The 16,959-nt window shown below is 63.8% G+C and carries 17 protein-coding genes and 1 pseudogene; 15 read left to right on the forward strand and 3 right to left on the reverse strand.

Translation table 11 applies throughout. The features are described from left to right. Positions 1 to 243: 243 nt before the first annotated feature. Both AiwAL_RS17800 and AiwAL_RS17805 read right to left on the reverse strand, forming a co-directional pair. Complete coding sequence (locus AiwAL_RS17800) at positions 244 to 384, reverse strand: hypothetical protein (RefSeq protein WP_172637315.1); 141 nt, start codon at positions 382 to 384, stop codon at positions 244 to 246. 106 nt (positions 385 to 490) lie between these two features. Next, on the reverse strand, positions 491 to 832 hold the full coding sequence (locus tag AiwAL_RS17805) for a hypothetical protein (RefSeq protein WP_041665086.1): 342 nt from the start codon (positions 830 to 832) through the stop codon (positions 491 to 493). A 235-nt stretch (positions 833 to 1,067) separates the two neighbouring features. Here AiwAL_RS17805 and AiwAL_RS17810 point away from each other — a divergent pair, with 235 nt between their 5' ends. From AiwAL_RS17810 to AiwAL_RS17880, 15 genes are all read left to right on the forward strand, one after another. After that, positions 1,068 to 1,793, forward strand: coding sequence for a response regulator (locus AiwAL_RS17810; RefSeq protein WP_013640703.1), 726 nt, complete (start codon positions 1,068 to 1,070; stop codon positions 1,791 to 1,793). Further along, a complete protein-coding gene (locus AiwAL_RS17815) occupies positions 1,793 to 3,220 on the forward strand; it encodes an ATP-binding protein (protein ID WP_262313217.1) in 1,428 nt (475 codons plus the stop codon). Before AiwAL_RS17810 ends, AiwAL_RS17815 begins: the two co-directional genes overlap by 1 nt. Positions 3,221 to 3,411: 191 nt before the next feature. Next, on the forward strand, positions 3,412 to 5,427 hold the full coding sequence (locus AiwAL_RS17820) for a conjugal transfer protein TraG (protein ID WP_235705347.1): 2,016 nt from the start codon (positions 3,412 to 3,414) through the stop codon (positions 5,425 to 5,427). A 3-nt stretch (positions 5,428 to 5,430) separates the two neighbouring features. After that, entirely contained in the window at positions 5,431 to 5,946 is a 516-nt protein-coding gene (locus AiwAL_RS17825) for a conjugal transfer protein TraG (RefSeq protein ID WP_262313218.1), read from the forward strand. Next, complete coding sequence (trbB, locus tag AiwAL_RS17830; protein WP_262313219.1) at positions 5,933 to 6,940, forward strand: P-type conjugative transfer ATPase TrbB; 1,008 nt, start codon at positions 5,933 to 5,935, stop codon at positions 6,938 to 6,940. Before AiwAL_RS17825 ends, trbB begins: the two co-directional genes overlap by 14 nt. Next, a complete protein-coding gene (locus tag AiwAL_RS17835; protein WP_235705344.1) occupies positions 6,937 to 7,341 on the forward strand; it encodes a TrbC/VirB2 family protein in 405 nt (134 codons plus the stop codon). The genes trbB and AiwAL_RS17835 overlap by 4 nt, the downstream gene beginning before the upstream one ends. After that, positions 7,338 to 7,610 carry a VirB3 family type IV secretion system protein gene (locus tag AiwAL_RS17840; RefSeq protein WP_013640697.1) on the forward strand — a complete coding sequence of 91 codons (273 nt, stop codon included), beginning with the start codon at positions 7,338 to 7,340 and terminating at the stop codon, positions 7,608 to 7,610. The genes AiwAL_RS17835 and AiwAL_RS17840 overlap by 4 nt, the downstream gene beginning before the upstream one ends. An 18-nt stretch (positions 7,611 to 7,628) precedes the next feature. Next, complete coding sequence (gene trbE, locus AiwAL_RS17845) at positions 7,629 to 10,325, forward strand: conjugal transfer protein TrbE (RefSeq protein ID WP_262313220.1); 2,697 nt, start codon at positions 7,629 to 7,631, stop codon at positions 10,323 to 10,325. Continuing rightward, a complete protein-coding gene (gene trbJ / locus AiwAL_RS17850; RefSeq protein ID WP_013640695.1) occupies positions 10,322 to 11,104 on the forward strand; it encodes a P-type conjugative transfer protein TrbJ in 783 nt (260 codons plus the stop codon). The genes trbE and trbJ overlap by 4 nt, the downstream gene beginning before the upstream one ends. Then, entirely contained in the window at positions 11,101 to 11,439 is a 339-nt protein-coding gene (trbK-alt, locus tag AiwAL_RS17855) for a putative entry exclusion protein TrbK-alt (protein WP_013640694.1), read from the forward strand. The genes trbJ and trbK-alt overlap by 4 nt, the downstream gene beginning before the upstream one ends. Continuing rightward, complete coding sequence (trbL, locus tag AiwAL_RS17860; protein WP_262313221.1) at positions 11,432 to 12,778, forward strand: P-type conjugative transfer protein TrbL; 1,347 nt, start codon at positions 11,432 to 11,434, stop codon at positions 12,776 to 12,778. The genes trbK-alt and trbL overlap by 8 nt, the downstream gene beginning before the upstream one ends. After that, positions 12,775 to 13,485, forward strand: coding sequence for a conjugal transfer protein TrbF (gene trbF / locus AiwAL_RS17865; protein ID WP_235705341.1), 711 nt, complete (start codon positions 12,775 to 12,777; stop codon positions 13,483 to 13,485). Before trbL ends, trbF begins: the two co-directional genes overlap by 4 nt. Next, positions 13,482 to 14,465, forward strand: coding sequence for a P-type conjugative transfer protein TrbG (gene trbG, locus AiwAL_RS17870; protein WP_235705340.1), 984 nt, complete (start codon positions 13,482 to 13,484; stop codon positions 14,463 to 14,465). The genes trbF and trbG overlap by 4 nt, the downstream gene beginning before the upstream one ends. Next, positions 14,462 to 15,745: a TrbI/VirB10 family protein gene (locus AiwAL_RS17875; protein WP_235705339.1), complete on the forward strand. Its 1,284-nt coding sequence runs from the start codon at positions 14,462 to 14,464 to the stop codon at positions 15,743 to 15,745. Before trbG ends, AiwAL_RS17875 begins: the two co-directional genes overlap by 4 nt. A gap of 19 nt (positions 15,746 to 15,764) precedes the next feature. Then, positions 15,765 to 16,073, forward strand: coding sequence for a DUF2274 domain-containing protein (locus AiwAL_RS17880; RefSeq protein ID WP_013640689.1), 309 nt, complete (start codon positions 15,765 to 15,767; stop codon positions 16,071 to 16,073). A gap of 287 nt (positions 16,074 to 16,360) precedes the next feature. On the opposite strand, the pseudogene AiwAL_RS17885 reads toward AiwAL_RS17880, so the two are convergent. Continuing rightward, positions 16,361 to 16,828, reverse strand: a pseudogene (locus AiwAL_RS17885) (transposase); the annotation flags it as partial. Positions 16,829 to 16,959 lie beyond the last annotated feature (131 nt).

The raw sequence follows: 16,959 nt of genomic DNA on the forward strand, positions 1-16,959 counted from the left end.
CAACCACCGGCGTCTCCTCGAGCCGATCGGCAACATCCCACCCGCCGAGGCCGAGGCGCGCTACTATGAACAACTGAACGAGCTGGCTATGGTCGCCTGAGTCAAACAAAATGGCCTCCGGGATTCCCGGCGCGGTTCATCTTGTCTCCCGGTCGACGTCGGGGCGGAAACGCTGTTTTTCGTCTGCCGACAGATCCAGTCGCTGGCGCCCGCCATGATCGAACGGTCACGCCAACCCGTGGATCAGTCGCGTCGTCCCGAAAAGACGTATTTAGCCAACGCGACGATTGCGAGAATGACGAGGATCACGATCAGGAGCCAAACCAGGCTGGCACCTCCCATCATGCCCCATCCCCAACCATTCATCATGCCGGCGCCCATCATTGTCTTACTTTCCCATGGTTCGTTGCAGGCTCCTCGGACTGGCCTGACCACCTGTGGTCAAGCCAGTCGAGGACTCTCCGCAGCGTTTGACCACCATTTCGGGTCGTTAATGCGACTGGGACTGCGTCCCGGCCGGTCTGGCCGGCGGTCTGCCCATCATCGAATAGCCCGGCATAGAACCCGCCCGGTTCGAGGTTCCGCGCACCGTGGTCATCATCCGCATCATGACCATCATGGGACCCATTATCCCGCTCTGGCCACCCCGATAGGACATCATCCTGCCTCCCATCATCCAGCCACCCGACATGCCATTCCACCGCGGCATGGTCCCGGCGCGGTTGGACTGGGATGCAGACACGGGCGGTGTCGGGGGCGTGGTTGCGGCCAGAGCCGGGACCGCCGTCGCGACCACAGCCACCGAGAGCAGCATAGCGGACAGAATCTTCATGGCATTTTTCCTTCTTCCTGGCGCAGGCAAAGGGGCTCGTCGCGATCCAACGGATATCCCCCGTCTGCCGCAACGGCAGAACCTTGCCCGCCGAGAAGCAATATACGGATCATTTGTCACCGAAGATTGTCAGCGGGAGGCAAAGCTGTGACAATTCCTGCCACGCCGGGCATCCGACACAACCTGACACATATTTGTTGAGGCATGTTCTGCTGTGCCCGGCTAGATCACGAACATGAACGAAGCCCCACATATCCTGCTCGTCGAAGACCATCGCGAAATTCGCGATCTGGTGCAGCGGGTGCTGCAACGCGAAGGGTTCCGGGTCAGTCTGGCGGCCGACGGCCGCGCCATGCGCAAACTGCTGGCCGACAACCGGATCGACCTGATCCTGCTCGACCTCATGCTGCCGGGCGAGGATGGGCTGTCGCTCTGTCGCTCGGTGCGCACGGAAAGCCGCGTGCCGATCATCATGCTGACGGCCAAGGGCGAAGAGGTCGATCGGGTCATCGGCTTAGAGATGGGCGCTGATGACTATCTGCCGAAGCCGTTTGGCAGCCGTGAGCTGATCGCCCGGATCCGGGCGGTCTTGCGTCGCGCCCCGTTTGTCAGCGAGCCTGGGCGGCAAGCCGGGCGATACCGCTTCGATCGTTGGGTGCTGGATGTCGAACGCCGGGAATTATTGGGCGAGGACGGTGTAAGCGTGCCCCTGAGTTCCGGCGAGTTCGACCTGCTTCTGGTGTTGGTCGAACGGCCCCAGCGTGTCCTGAGCCGCGAACAATTGCTCGATCTGGCGCGTGGGCGCAATGCTGCCCCGCTCGATCGCAGCATCGATACCCAAATCAGCCGGTTGCGCCGCAAGATCGAGCGGGACGTCTCCGAGCCGCAACTGATCAAGACGATCTGGGGCAGCGGCTACATGTTCACACCCGCGGCCGAGCCGCTCCGGCGGGGCGATTGATGTCGCGGATGCCCCGTTTGGCTCCAGCCACGTTGTTCGGCCAGACCGTACTGATCCTGCTGGCCGGGCTGGTGTTCTCGGCCCTGCTCGGGATCTCGATCCTTGCCTTCAACCAAGCGACGGTCGTGCGCGAAATGGGTGCCTTCGCGGCCACCCAGCGGATCGTTAATCTGGCGCGCCTGATCGATGACGTGCCGGCCGATTGGGGCGGCCGGCTCGTCAGGGCGGCAAGTGGCGAGACGCTACAGATCACGTTATCGACCCACCGCCCATCCTGGGCGAAGATTCGGGCAACGGGCGCGGGGGCGCGGACGATTCACGCGTTCCTGGCCCGCCAGTTGCCGCCGAACCTGACGAACAGCTTGCACGTCACCGTTGGAACCGCGTCGCTTCGGGCGCTGACCGCGCCGCATGGCATGATGGCGATGATGCACCAGCCATCGTTGCGGGGCATGCCGATGATGGATCGTTCAGGGATGCCGGGCATGATGGCTGGGCGTCGCATGCGGGCGGCGGTGAGGCTTCCCAGCGGACCGTGGGTCACTTTCGCCGTTGTGCTCCCCCCAAGCGGGTTTGGGCTCTCCTGGCCATTCCTGATCGCTTTGGTAGCGATGGGCATGATCGTCGTCCCGGCTTCCGTATGGGCGGTGCGGCGGGTCACCGCGCCACTCAGGACGCTGGCCGAGGCGGCCGAGCGGCTGGGTCGCGATGTTGCAGCACCGCCACTTGCCGAGATCGGCAGTACGGAGACGCGCCAGGCGGCGCATGCGTTCAACTTGATGCAGGCCCGTCTGCGGCAATTGGTGGAAAGCCGCACCCGCATGCTGGCGGCGCTCTCACACGATCTCCGCACCCCGCTCACCTTGCTGCAGTTGCGCGTTGAGGATGTGCAGGAAGTCGAGGAACGCGAACGCATGGTGGCGGCCATCGCGTCGATGAACCAGATGATTGAAGCGACACTCGCTTTCGCCCGCGATGACGCAGCAGTCGAACCGCTCCGGCGCATCGATCTGGCAGCACTGCTGGTTGCGATCGTCGATGATCTGGCCGATGCCGGTTTGAACGTGGCAATGGCACCGGCCGCACCGGTCACGATGAGCTGCCAGCCAGTCGCGCTGCGTCGTGCGTTTGTTAACCTGCTTGATAATGCCGTCAAATATGGTGGGTCGGCGGATGTGGCAATCGCGTCCGATCGGCATACGGTGACGGTCACGATCGATGATCATGGACCGGGCATTCCCGCTGCCGAGCTTTCCAAGGTCTTCGAGCCGTTCTACCGGATCGAGGAATCGCGCAGCCGAGAGACCGGCGGCAGTGGCCTCGGTCTCGCCATCGCGTTGGCCGTTGTCGAGGCACATGGTGGCACGATCCAACTCGCGAACCGCTCCAGCGGCGGCCTCTCGGTCCGAGTAACCCTGCCGCGATAAGCATGGGATGTGTGGGAATTCTCCCCGGCCGCGGATTCTTCGCGCGACCCCAACATGTGACATAACGTAGTTATCAAGCACGCCGCCGTCCGTTTCTATTTCTTCGATCTTTTACGACAAAGAGTTTTTCCTGTTGCGCGGCTGATTTTCTGGCTCTCTATCTATGCCCGTTCTTATCCATGAGCGGGTTGATGAGCGGAACGAAAATTCTCTGGGGCCAGATGCTGGGAGCGCTGGCGATCGTGCTGCTCGGCTGTTGGGTGGCGACGGAGTGGACCGCCTGGCGGCTTGGCTTTCAGCCTGCGCTCGGGGTGCCCTGGCTCCGCCTTGGATCTACCAGGCTCTACCAGCCGCAACTGTTCTTCGCCTGGTGGTACCATTTTGATGTCTATGCGCCCGGAGTTTTTGCCAAGGGAGCGGTGATCGCGTCCGCTGGCGGTCTTGGCGCGGCGCTGCTGGCGATTGCGGCTTCGGTGCTCCGCGCGCGGCACGCCCGCCACGTCACCACCTACGGCTCCGCCCGCTGGGCGGATAAGCGCGATATCGAAACAGCGGGCTTGTTCCGTGGCACCGGTGTCCATCTCGGGCGGATGAGCGCGCACACGCTCCATCACGACGGGCCGGAGCACGTGCTGTGCTTCGCCCCCACCCGTTCGGGCAAGGGCGTCGGCCTAGTCGTGCCGACATTGCTGTCATGGACCGGCAGCGTGATCGTCCACGACATCAAAGGCGAGAACTGGACCCTGACCGCCGGCTGGCGTGCCCAGTTCAGCCACTGTCTGTTGTTCGACCCGACCAACCCGCGCTCCGCCGCCTACAACCCGCTGCTCGAAGTTCGCCGCGGCGAATCGGAGGTGCGGGATGTGCAGAACATCGCCGATGTGCTGGTCGATCCCGAGGGCGCGCTGGAGCGGCGCAACCATTGGGAGAAAACCAGCCACTCGCTGCTGGTCGGCGCGATCCTGCACGTGCTCTACGCCGAGCCGGACAAGACCCTGGCCGGTGTCGCCACCTTCCTCTCCGACCCGACGCGGCCGATCGAGCGGACGCTGCGCGCGATGATGACCACACGGCATCTGGGTGCGGGCGGCGTGCATCCGGTCATCGCGCAGTCGGCACGCGAACTCCTGAACAAATCGGAGAACGAGCGTTCCGGCGTGCTCAGCACGGCGATGTCGTTCCTCGGTCTCTATCGCGACCCGGTGGTGGCGAAGGTCACCTCCCACTCCGATTGGCGAATCGCCGATCTGGCGTCGGTGGAACGCCCGGTCTCGCTCTATCTCGTCGTGCCACCTTCGGATATCTCGCGCACCAAGCCGTTGATCCGCCTGGTGCTCAACCAGATCGGCCGGCGTCTTACCGAGACGCTGGACGACCCCATGCGGCGCGCCGCCAGGGCAAATTCATCGCGGTTGCTCTTGATGCTCGATGAATTCCCGGCATTGGGAAGGCTGGACTTCTTCGAGTCCACGCTCGCCTTCATGGCTGGCTATGGCATTCGCGCCTTTCTGATCGCGCAGTCGCTTAACCAGATCCAGAAAGCCTATGGCGAGCACGACGCGATCCTGGATAATTGCCATGTCCGGGTCTGCTTCGCGACCAACGACGAACGGACCGCCAAGCGTGTGTCCGACGCGCTCGGCACCGCGACCGAACTCCGCGCCATGAAGAATTACGCCGGCCATCGGCTGGCACCATGGCTGTCGCATCTGATGGTCAGTCGCCAGGAGACGGCGCGACCGCTGCTGACGCCTGGCGAGGTGATGCAGCTGCCGCCGACCGACGAGATCATCATGATCGCCGGCCTGCCGCCGATCCGGGCCAAGAAGCTGCGATACTATGAGGAACCAGCGTTCCGGGACCGGATGCTGCCTGCGCCAGTGCTGTCGGAACACGGCTATGGTGATCGCCCGCCATCGCGCGGCGATGACTGGACCGGAATAGCCGCGATCGGAACCCGCGGCTTCGAATTCAGCAAGGCAGACGAAGCACCTGCCGATCCGGCCAATGGCGGCATTCGCCAGGAGCCGGAACTCCCGGCGCACGAGTCCGTCGTTCCGATGCGCGAGCCGGCTCACGAATTCGATTTCCCGGAGGATGACCCGGACGACGAGCCGCAGCGCCAGCGGACCCTGGCGGCGCTGCAACGGCAAGCCGTGCGCGCCGTTGCGATGGATCACGACGATGGCCTGGGACTGGACATGTAGATCATGAAGAGCCGCCTCAACTGCTACTTCGATCCCAAACTCGCCGACCAGCTCACCACTTTTGCGCTGCGCCAGGGTATCCATCGCTCGCAACTGGTCGAGGCGGCGGTCATGGCGTTCCTCTCGCCCGACGCGCTGGATCGCCGCGAAGCCGCCTTTGTCCGCCGGCTGGATCGCCTATCGCGGCACATGGAGCGGATCGAGCGCGACCTGACCATCGCCATCGAGGTGCAGGCCCAGTTCGTGCGGTTCTGGCTGTCAGCCTCACCACCGATCCCGCCCGACCAGCAGGATGCCGCCAAGGCCCGCGGCGCGAGCCGTTACCAGGGTTTCATCGAGATTTTGGCCAAACGGCTCCAGCGCAGCGACTCCCTGGTCCGCGAGATCAGCAAAGAGATTACTCCCGAATTCAATGGGCGGGACAACGTGGCGGCGGGCACCAGCACCGGCGCCAGCGGTAACACGGACGACCATGACGCGGTCCTGGCCGGGATGGAGGACAAAAATGCCGGGCTCTGATGGGGTAGGGGTCTTGCTGACCCGCTCGGTGGGCATGCTGCGCACCGCACTGGGTCCGGCCATCGCGGCGCTGCTGGCGGACCCGGAGATCGTCGAGGTGATGCTCAACCCGGACGGCAAACTCTGGGTGGACCGGCTCGGCACAGGCCTCGCCAATACCGGCCTGATCATGCAGCCCGCCAATGGCGAACGGATCATCCGCCTGGTCGCCCATCATGTCGGGCTTGAGGCTCACCCGAGTAATCCGCGCATCTCGGCCGAACTGCCCGAGACCGGCGAACGCTTCGAGGGTCTGCTGCCACCGGTCGTGGCAGGCCCGACGTTCGCCATCCGCAAACCCGCCATCGCGGTGTTCTCGCTGGACGATTACGCCGCGGCCGGGATCATGCTGCCGGGTCAGGCAGCCCTGCTGCGCACCGCCATCACCGAACGCTGGAACATTCTGGTCGCCGGGGGCACCTCGACCGGCAAGACCACGCTCGCCAATGCGCTGCTCAAGGAGGTCACCGACACCGGCGATCGCGTCGTGGTGATCGAGGATACCCGTGAACTCCAGGTCGAAGCACCGAACCTTGTTGCACTCCGCACCAAGGATGGCGTCTGTTCGCTCGCCGATCTGGTCCGCTCCAGCCTGCGCCTGCGGCCCGATCGGATTCCGATCGGCGAAGTCCGCGGAGCAGAGGCGCTCGACCTGCTGAAGGCCTGGGGCACCGGCCATCCCGGCGGGATCGGTACGATCCATGCGGGCTCTGCCCTCGGCGCGCTGCGCCGGCTGGAGCAGCTGATCCAGGAGACGGTGGTCAACGTGCCGCGCCCGCTGATCGCCGAGACCATCGACCTGATCGCCGTTCTGCACGGCCGCGGCCGGCACCGCCGCCTCGCTGGACTCTGGCAGGTCGCCAAGACGCTGACCGCCGGCGACTACGCTCTCGCCGAGATCGGGTCGGCCCCAGATTCCAATGTTTTTCTCCTCCAGCCCGGGAGCCATCCATGACACTCAAATCGCTCCAGAAACTTAAAACGTCCGATGCACTCAAGGCGCCCAAAACGCCCGGACCTTCCAAGCATTTGACGACCCCGGTCCATCCTTGGCAGCCGAACCTGATCGCCATTCTGGCCGGCGCGATGTTGTGGCCGGCCTCCGCCCTGGCGGCTGGATCAAATATGCCGTGGGAGCAGCCGCTCCAACAAATCCTGAATTCGATCGAGGGGCCGGTGGCAAAAATCATCGCCGTGCTGATCATTATCGGCACCGGCCTTGGTCTCGCCTTTGGCGAAAGCTCCGGTGGCATGCGCCGTCTGATCCAGATCGTCTTCGGCCTGTCGATCGCCTTCGCCGCTGCGAGTTTCTTCCTGACCTTCTTCAATTTCTCCGGCGGGGCGTTGGTCGGATGAGCAACCCGGCAGACATCCCCGGCTGGTCGGTGCCGCTGCATCGCAGCCTGACCGAGCCGATCCTGCTCGCGGGCATCCCGCGCGGCATGGCGATCGCGATCGGCACGCTGGCGGCGGCGATCGGACTCGGACTGCAGCTCTGGCTGGCGGGGATCGCGATCTATCTGATCGGCCATACCGCAGCGTTGTTCCTGACCCGCCAGGACCCGCAATTCGGGCCGGTCTTCGCGCGGCATCTGCGCGCCGCGCGGCATCATCTCGACACCTGACCAGGAGCGGAACGGGAGATGCTCGACCTTCGGGAATATCAAACCAGACGCAGGGAACTCGCCGACTTTCTGCCTTGGGCGGGGCTGGTCGGTCCGGGCTTCGTGCTGAACAAGGACGGTGCCTTCCAGCGTACCGCGCAATTCCGCGGTCCTGATCTCGATTCCAGCACCGCAGCCGAATTGATCGCGGTGACCGCGCGGGTAAATAACGCGCTCAAGCGGCTCGGTGAAGGCTGGGCGATCTTTGTCGAGGCCGCACGATCCGCCGCTCCGGGCTATCCGGCGAGTTCATTCCCCGATCCGGTGTCGTGGCTGGTCGATGAAGAGCGCCGGCACGGCTTCGAGGAGGAGGGGGCGCATTTCGAGAGCCGGTATTATCTGACGTTCTGCTATCTCGCGCCACCGGAACGCGCCGAGCGCACCAACCGGCTGCTCTACGAGCGGGGCCATCAACCGGATCAGCGACAACGCCAGCCCCAAGGGCAGGCCCACAACCACGACCAAGACCAACACGCAGCACAAGGCCGAGGACGAAGGCAGGGCGAGTCCAGCGAGATCGACTGGCGCGGCATTCTGGACGGATTCGCCGCCGAGACCGACCGCGTGCTCGATTTGCTCGCCTCTCTCATGCCGGATTGCACATGGCTCGGTGACGCCGAGACATTGGCCTATCTGCATGCCACGATTTCGGCCAACGGGCACCATCCGGTCGCCGTGCCGGAGATACCGTTCTATCTCGACGGGCTGCTGCCTGACTGCGATCTGACGCCGGGCGTCGCGCCGATGCTCGGGCAGTGCCATCTCCGTACCATCACGCTTCGTGGCTTGCCGGACCGGACCTGGCCGGGATTGTTGGACGAACTCAACCGCCTGCCTCTCGAATACCGCTGGGTCGCGCGCTGGCTACCCCTGGAAAAACCCGAGGCGCAGAAGGAGTTGGGCAAGAAGCGCCGGCATTGGTGGGCCAAGCGCAAGGGCATCGCCGCCCTGCTGCGCGAGGTGATCTGGCAGCAGGAGACCCGACTGCTCGATACCGACGCTGAGAACCAATCGCTCGACGCCGATCTCGCACTCCAGGAACTCGGCTCCGATGCCGTCAGCTTCGGCTATTTCACCGCGACGGTGACGGTCTGGGATACCGACGAAGCAGCGGTCGCCGAAAAGATCCGCCAGGTCGGTCGCGCGATGCGCGCGCAGGGTTTCGTCGCCGTCGAAGAAACCCTGAACGCGGTGGAAGCCTGGCTCGGCAGCCTGCCCGGCCAGTGCTACGCCAATATCCGCCAGCCGCTGGTCTCCTCGCTCAACCTCGTCCACCTGCTGCCGCTCTCGGCGGTCTGGGCGGGACCGGAGCGCAACACGCATCTCGACGGTCCGCCGCTGCTGATCGCCCATACCGCCGGATCGACGCCGTTCCGCTTGGTGTTGCACCAGGGGGACGTGGGGCACACGCTGATCGTCGGCCCCACCGGCGCCGGCAAGAGCGTACTTCTGGCGCTGATCGCGCTGCAGTTCCGCCACTATCCCGGCGCGCGCGTGGTGATCTTCGACAAGGGACGATCCTCCAAGGCGACCGTGCTTGGCATGGGCGGGGCATTCCACGATCTCGCGCTTGGCGGTGATGTCTCGCACCAGCATGATCACGCCGTCGCCTTCCAGCCGCTGGCGCGGATCGATGATGCCGCCGAGCGGGCCTGGGCAGCGGACTGGATCGCCACCCTGTTCGTCCAGGAGAGCATCGAACTCACGCCCGAGGTTCGCGGTGCCATCTGGTCAGCGCTCGGTTCGCTGGCGACGGCGCCATGGCCGGAGCGCACACTATCGGGTTTTGCCGCGTTGTTGCAGGCCAACCGGCTCAAGGCGGCGCTGGAGCCCTATACGATCGCCGGACCGTTCGGCCGGCTGCTCGATGCCGAGCAGGAGAGCATCGGCACCACCGACGTACTCGCCTTCGAGACCGAGGATCTGCTCGGCTCGAAACACGCGGCGCGCGCCGTGCTGACCTATCTATTTCACCGGATTGAAGCCGGGCTCGACGGCCGGCCGACCCTGATCGCGGTCGACGAGGCGTGGTTCGCCCTGGATGATCTGGTCTTTGCGCCAAAACTGCGTGAATGGCTCAAGACGCTCCGGCGCAAGAATGCCTCGGTGCTGTTCTCGACCCAGAGCCTTGCCGATATCACCCGCTCGCCGGTCGCCCCTGCCGTGATCGAAAGCTGCCTGTCGCGCATCTTCCTGCCAAATGCACGCGCGATCGAACCGGAGAGCCGGGACGCCTATGCGCGTCTCGGCCTCAATGACCGGCAGATCGAGACCATCGCGCGCGCGGTCCCCAAACGCGAATACTGGTTCCAGTCGGCCGCCGGTTGCCGGCTATTCGAACTCGGCCTCGGCGACATCACGCTGGCGTTCTGCGGCGCCAGCCGGGCGGAAGACCTCGCCGCGATCGACCGGGTAATGGCCACCCACGGACCTGATGATTTTCCGGGGGCTTGGCTGCGTGAGCGCGGTCTCGCTTGGGCGGCGGAGCTTCTACCAGCCTCACGCCCCGTGGCTTCGGATCATTCGAATGGCGGCGCAAAAACTCGTTATCGATTGCAGCTTGATGCCGGCGTCGAGCCTCCCCTGCAGCACCCGCATCTCCCTTTCGACGATGATGTCGAAGCGCAACACGAATCCAACATGCGCACCACTCCCCCGATGGAGGTCCCATCATGAATCGCCCCGCCCGGTCTAGGCACCGACAGAAGAAGATCGTCAGCATGGGGTTGATCGCCGTGTTAGCGATCGCCGTCCCGATCGCGACGCAAGCCGCCATCCCGGTAATCGATTTTTCGAACCTGACCCAGAACGTGCTGACAGCCGCGCGGACGCTGGACGAGGTCAACAACCAGATCGCCCAGCTCCAGCAAGGCATCTCCATGCTGGAGAATCAGGCGCGTAATTTGACCGCATTGCCGTTCTCGGTTCTGTCCCAGTTGCAATCCTCGATGGGGCAGATCAACCAGCTGATGGGGCAGGCACAAAGCCTTGCCTATAGCGTCCAGCAGGTGCAGCAACAGTTCCGCACCCTCTATCCGAACTACCAATCGGCAGGATTCCAGGGCAATGTCACCCAGGCCAGCCTGCTGGCCGATGCCAATGCGCGCTGGCAGGCCTCGATCAACACCTTCCAACAGACGATGGACGTACAAAGCCAGATCGTCGCCGCGATCCCCGCCGATCAGGCCGATCTTTCATCCTTGGTCACCGCGAGCCAGGGCGCGGTGGGTGCGCTGCAGGCGATCCAGTCCAGCAATCAGCTGCTCGCCCTGCAATCGCGCCAGCTTTCCGCGACCCAGGACCTGATCGCCGCGGATGCCCGTGCCCAGGCCGCGAATGCCATGCAAAATGCCGAGGTCCGATCGGCCGCGCAAGCCGAATGGCAACGCTTCTACGGCAACGGCGTCGGCTATACTTTTGCTCCGGTCAATCTGTTCGGAGGATCAGCACCATGAACGTCAAAACCCTTGTCGCTATTTCATTTGTCGTTGTCGGTCTGCCCAGTCTGTCTGCGCCGGCATGGGCGAACGCCCCGACGATCGATCAACTCGTCGCCAACCCCAAAATGCTTACCGCCGAACTCGATCGCTGCAAGCAGCTCGGCATGGCGGCCAATACCGATGCGCGCTGCCACACCGCGTGGCAGGCCGAGAACAAGCGGTTCTTCGGTCATACCCCGACCTATACGCAGAAGCCGGTCAATCTCTTCAAAAATACCCCAAACAAGTTCGTTCCATCTGAACATGAACATGCAATTTCACCACTAGCGGCTGGAGCGCCGCATGGGTAGTAATCCGTCCATCATCGACCACTTTCTGAATGTTTTCAGTCAGTACATCAATTCTGGGTTTGGGCTCATCTCGCCCGATGTCGGCTTCCTGGTCGTTGTTCTGATCGGTATCGATGCGACACTGGCTGGGCTTGCCTGGGCTCTCGGCGAGGACAACGTCATCCAAGCCTTCGCTAAGAAAGTCCTGTATGTCGGCTTTTTTGCATTCATCCTGAACAACTGGCAGCTTCTGGCAGAGATCGTCTTCAACAGCTTTGCCGGGCTCGGTCTGAAGGCAACCGGATCGTCCCTTACCTATGCCCAATTCCTCCATCCCGGCCTGCTCGCCCAAGCCGGGGTGCAAGGCGCCGATGTCCTGCTCTCGCAAATCCAGCGCCTCGCCGGGTTTCCGAACATCTTCTGGAACCTCGGCGAGATCCTGGTCATGGGTCTGTCCTGGATCGTCACGCTGCTCGGCTTCTTCGTGCTGGCGATCCTGCTGTTCCTGGCCATTATCGAATTCAAGCTCACGACCCTCAAAGGCTTCATCCTCGTTCCTTTCGCCCTCTGGCGCGGCACCGCCTTCATCGCCGAGCCGGTGCTCGGCCAGATCGTCACCTCTGGGGTCCGTGTTCTGGTGTTTGCCGTGGTGACCGGCATCGGCACCCAGTTGTTCAGTCAGATCCTGCCGAGCAACCCGTCGGCGGTACTGTCGCTGCAGGACGCGCTCACCATCCTGCTGGCATCCATGACCATCGCCGGTCTCGCCTTCTCGGCGAACCGCCTCGCGGCCGGTATCACCTCCGGCGCGCCGCAGCTTGGCCTTGGCAGTGCTGCTGCAGCGGGCGGTGCCGCTGCCGGTGTTGTCACGTTGGCCGGAACAGGCGGAATCGCGGCGGTCCGCGCCGCGGCCTCCGGCATCGGCGGCGCAACGTCCCTCGCTGGCGGTGCCAGCGGTGCCTACGCCTCGGGCAGCGTCGCTGGTGGCGGCTCAGTCTCGGCCGGCCTTGGCGGCGTCGCCCGTGGTGCCGCCGGTGTGGCTGGCAGCGGATTACGCGGCATCGCCCTGAACGCTACGTCGGGATTGCGCGATCGCTTTGCCGCAGGTCAGCGTGCCGGCTGGGCGGCGACCGGCGGCAGCGGCTCCGGTGATGGTGGTTCGGGTGGTGGTGATTCAGGCAGCGGTGCCGAACCCGCATCGTCGCCAGGCGCCGCGGGGACTCCCGCTCGATCCGGCGCGCCAGCCTGGGCCGAAAATCTGCGGCGGCGTCAAACCTATCGGACGGCGGAGCAAATTATCCGCGAGGGCGAAGCCGGTGGCGGCGGGATGCGGCCCAATCTGCGAGGAGACCGGACATGAGATGGCGGCGATTCTCCGCGCGGATGTCCGAGACCGAAACCCCGGCCACAGCCTATCAGCGTGCCGGGCAGCTCTGGGATCAGCGGATCGGTTCCGCCCGGGTTCAGGCCGCGAACTGGCGGCTGATGGCTTTTGGATGCCTCGCCCTAACGGCCGTCGTCACCGCCGACGATATTCGCACCCATTCGCGCGCCATGGTCACGCCCTTCGTCGTCGAAGTGAACCACCTGGGTGCCGTGCAGGCGGTCGCGCCGGCGCAGACCGAGGTACAGCCAACCGACACCGAGATCACTTACTTTCTGGCACAGTTCATCGAGCGGGTGCGTGGCCTTTCGGTCGATCCTGTCGTGGTCCGCAAGGCCTGGCTCGATGCCTACGCGCAGATTACCAGCCACGCCAAACCGATGCTCGATGCCTATGCCCGCCGGGCCGATCCGTTCGGACGGATCGGCAAGCGCGCCATTACCGTCGATGTCACCAGCGTCGTCCGCGCAAGTCCGAGTTCCTTCCGCGTCGCCTGGGTGGAACATCCCTACCAGGATGGCAGCGCTTTGCCGGCCCAACATTGGACCGCCATCCTCACCGTGGTGATCCAGACCCCGCATACCGAAGCGGCGCTGCGCCAGAATCCGCTCGGCATCTACATCGACGCGATCAGCTGGGCCCGCGAGGTGAATACCGTCCAGACCGAAGGATCCACCCCATGAGATTTTTGCTCCTGCTCCCGGTCGCCGGCGCCTTGGCACTCTCCGCCTGCGCGCAGCAAGTGCCGAAAATCGCCTATGGCGATCCGCAACCGGCCCATCTGATTGCACCGCCCCCGCCGCCCGTTCGCCTGGTGAAGCTGCCGGAACCGCTGCCCTTGCCGGATCAGTTGAAGAAACTCCCCCCGGCTATGGCGTATCGGCAACCAGCGCAGCCAGCGAACCCGGTCGCGCGCGTGGCTGCAGCCAATGCAGCCGCACGGATCAACCCGACGCGCGACGGCTACATCAACGCCATGCAGGTGTTCCCCTGGTCGACCGGCGCGCTCTATGAAATCTACGCCTCACCGCTGCACGTCACCGATATCGCGCTGCAGCCCGGCGAGCGCCTGATCTCGATCGCCGCCGGCGATACCGTGCAATGGAAGATCGGCAATACCACCAGCGGGTCCGGGCCGACCACGCAGGTCCATGTTCTAGTCAAGCCGATCTCGGCCGATCTGCCGATGAACAACATCGTCATCATGACCAATCGGCGCGCCTACCACCTCGAGATCCATCCCACGAAGCAGACCTACATGGCGGCGGTGTCCTGGAATTACCCGCAGGATGATCTGCTGGCACTCAAGGCGCAGAACACCGCCGCCACCGATTACGCCAGCACCGTCGCGGCGAGTGACGTCGATCTTGCCGATTTACATTTCCGGTACCGGATCAGCGGCGATCACCCGCCGTGGCGGCCCGTGCAGGTGTTCGATGACGGATCAAAGGTCTACATCCAGTTCCCGCCCGGCATCGCCCAGGGCGACATGCCGCCGCTGTTCATCCTCGGCGCATCCGGCGGCAAGGCAGAGATCGTCAACTATCGGGTGCGCGGTAATACGATGATCGTCGATCGGCTGTTCGCCGGAGCAGAGCTCCGCCTCGGCGCCGGGCCGCAGCAGATCGTGCGGATCACTCGCACCGATGGCAGCAGCGGATGACGGGCCCGGAGAACAACCAGGCGCCCGTGCCCCCCTCGGCACCGCCGCCGAAAGCTGATCCGGCATCGTTTGCGATCCGCGCCCAGCCGCGCGCTGTGACCCGGCTGTCGCGCCGGGCGCTGATTATCGCCGCCGGTAGCCTCGCGCTCTGCATTGGCGGCGCGGTTTGGTGGGCGTTCGCGCTGCACAGTTTTCGGATCACCACGGGCAAGCAGCTCTACAACACCGATGTTCGGCCTTCGGCCCAGGCAATGAATGGCTTGCCGAAGGGCTATGCTGGCCTGACCAAGCCGAAGCCAACGTCGACACCCACTCCTGCAAAGGTTCCCCAACTGGGGCCGCCGCTGCAGGGCGATCTCGGATCGCCAATGCTGGGTCAGGCCTCACCGCCCGATCTTGCGCCGGCGCCGACCAATCCATCAGAACAGGCAGCCGCCCGGCTCCATGACCAGGCTGCCCTTGCCGGAGTGTTCTTCACCATGACCACGAACCCCGGCGGTGAGGACGCTTCGACTGGAGCAGTATCGAACAGCGCACCGGCAAATCCATCCCCCGGTGGACCAGCGGATCAATTCTATCCTCGGCGTGCAACACTGGCCGCGAGACAAACCCATTCTGGGCAGGGAGAAAAACAAGCCTTCCTGAACAGCCCGGTCGATCGCTCGGTCTATTCGCCGGACCGCCTGCAAAAACCCATCAGTCCCTACGAGCTGATGGCCGGGAGCGTCATTCCGGCCGCGCTGATCACCGGCCTGAATTCCGATCTGCCCGGCCCGGTGATTGCCCAGGTAACCCAGGACGTCTACGACAGCGTCACCGGCCGCTATCTGCTGGTCCCCCAAGGCGCCAAGCTGATCGGCAAATATGACAGCGTCGTCGCCTACGGCCAATCGCGCGTGCTGCTGATCTGGACGCGCCTCATCATGCCGGATGGCAGTTCGATCGTGCTCGACAATCTGCCCGCAGCCGACACCCAGGGATATGCGGGGCTCAAGGACGGCGTGGATTATCATTTCTGGAAGCTGCTGCGCGGCGTCGTGCTGTCATCCTTGCTCGGCGTCTCCAGCGCGCTCGCGACCAACAACGTCGTTGGTGGCAACAGTTCCGGCAATCTGATCATCTCGCTCGGTCAGAGTGGCGACCAGGCGACCAACCAGGCGGGCCAGCAGATCGTCTCGCATGACCTTGGCGTGCAGCCGACCCTCACCGTTCGTCCGGGATTCCCGTTCGACGTGATGGTCAACCGCGACATCGTATTCCGACCCTACACAGGGTCGTGAGAGGGAAGGGAGCAAAAGAATGGCAAAACTTCGTATCGGTGCACTGCCAGACGACCGGCCGGTAAAACGGACCATTACCTTCACCGCCGCGCAGGATAATCTGCTGCGCGACTATGCCGCCGCGATCGCCGCCCAGGACAGTTTGGCGGATGCCCCACTGGTCGAGAAACTCGTGCCCTTGATCGTCGAGCGGTTCATCACGACCGATAGGGGTTTCCGGAGCCGGAAGAAGAAAGCGGTGGGCTTGTCAGAGACGGTCAATCAGTCCGGCTCGAAGCGTGGCGAGACACCCGGCGATACGAGTACGAAAAATCATCCTACAATTTAGGGTCAATGCGAAAAAACTTGCAATCAAACCGAGATTGCATCCTCGGTTTGCGTCGGCACTTCAACATCCACGGATCAAGCTGCCGCCCGGAAAAGCAAGTCCTGCTGAAATTCTTCGCCGGCGACCAGTTTGATCTCCCGCGCGAGTCCCTGAAGTCCGCGCAAGTCATGATGGCTGCGGTTCCCCGCAACCACTTTCGTTATAACTCTCTCATGATCCAAATCTGACCAAATATCGGTCGGTGGTTCGATTCCGGAGCTATACTGGAATTTGGGTGACGCCGGTGATCAGGCGGCGTTCTGTGCTGGCGTCTGGATGACCTCGACGCCGTTTTGGAAGGTAATGCCCTGAATGACCGTGGGCAACTGGTTTTCTCCTTTGAGTTTGCGCCAAGTTTTGGCGGCTGCGGTGACGAGCTTGAAGACCATGAGCCGGGCGGTGTCCTGCGACATTGCCCCCTTGGTTCGGACCGTTCTGTGGCGGACCGTGGCGAACACGCTCTCGATCGGATTGGACGTCCGCAGATGGTCCCAATGCTCGGCTGGGAAGTCGTAGAAAGTCAGCAACGCGTCACGGTCCTTGACCAGACAGGTGACCGCCTTGTTGTATTTCGCGCTATATTTCGCAGCAAACTTTGTAATCGCCGTCTCGGCTGCCGCGCGATCCGGCGCGGTCCAGATTTCGCGCAGATCCGCCTTGGCGGCCGGCTGCAGAATCTTCGGCATCTTGTTCAGCACGTTGGTCGTTTTGTGCACCTAATGCCGACATCGGCATTAGGTGCATCATGCCGACTTCCGGATTATGCCGACCTCCGTCCGCAACTCGGCCTGGGAGGCGGTGATCGCTGTGAAGGAAGCGGCATAATAACGCCGGCCTGAGGATCAGT

Origin of the sequence: Acidiphilium sp. AL (genome assembly GCF_025499445.1) — a bacterium.
Classification (GTDB): Bacteria; Pseudomonadota; Alphaproteobacteria; order Acetobacterales; family Acetobacteraceae; genus Acidiphilium; species Acidiphilium iwatense.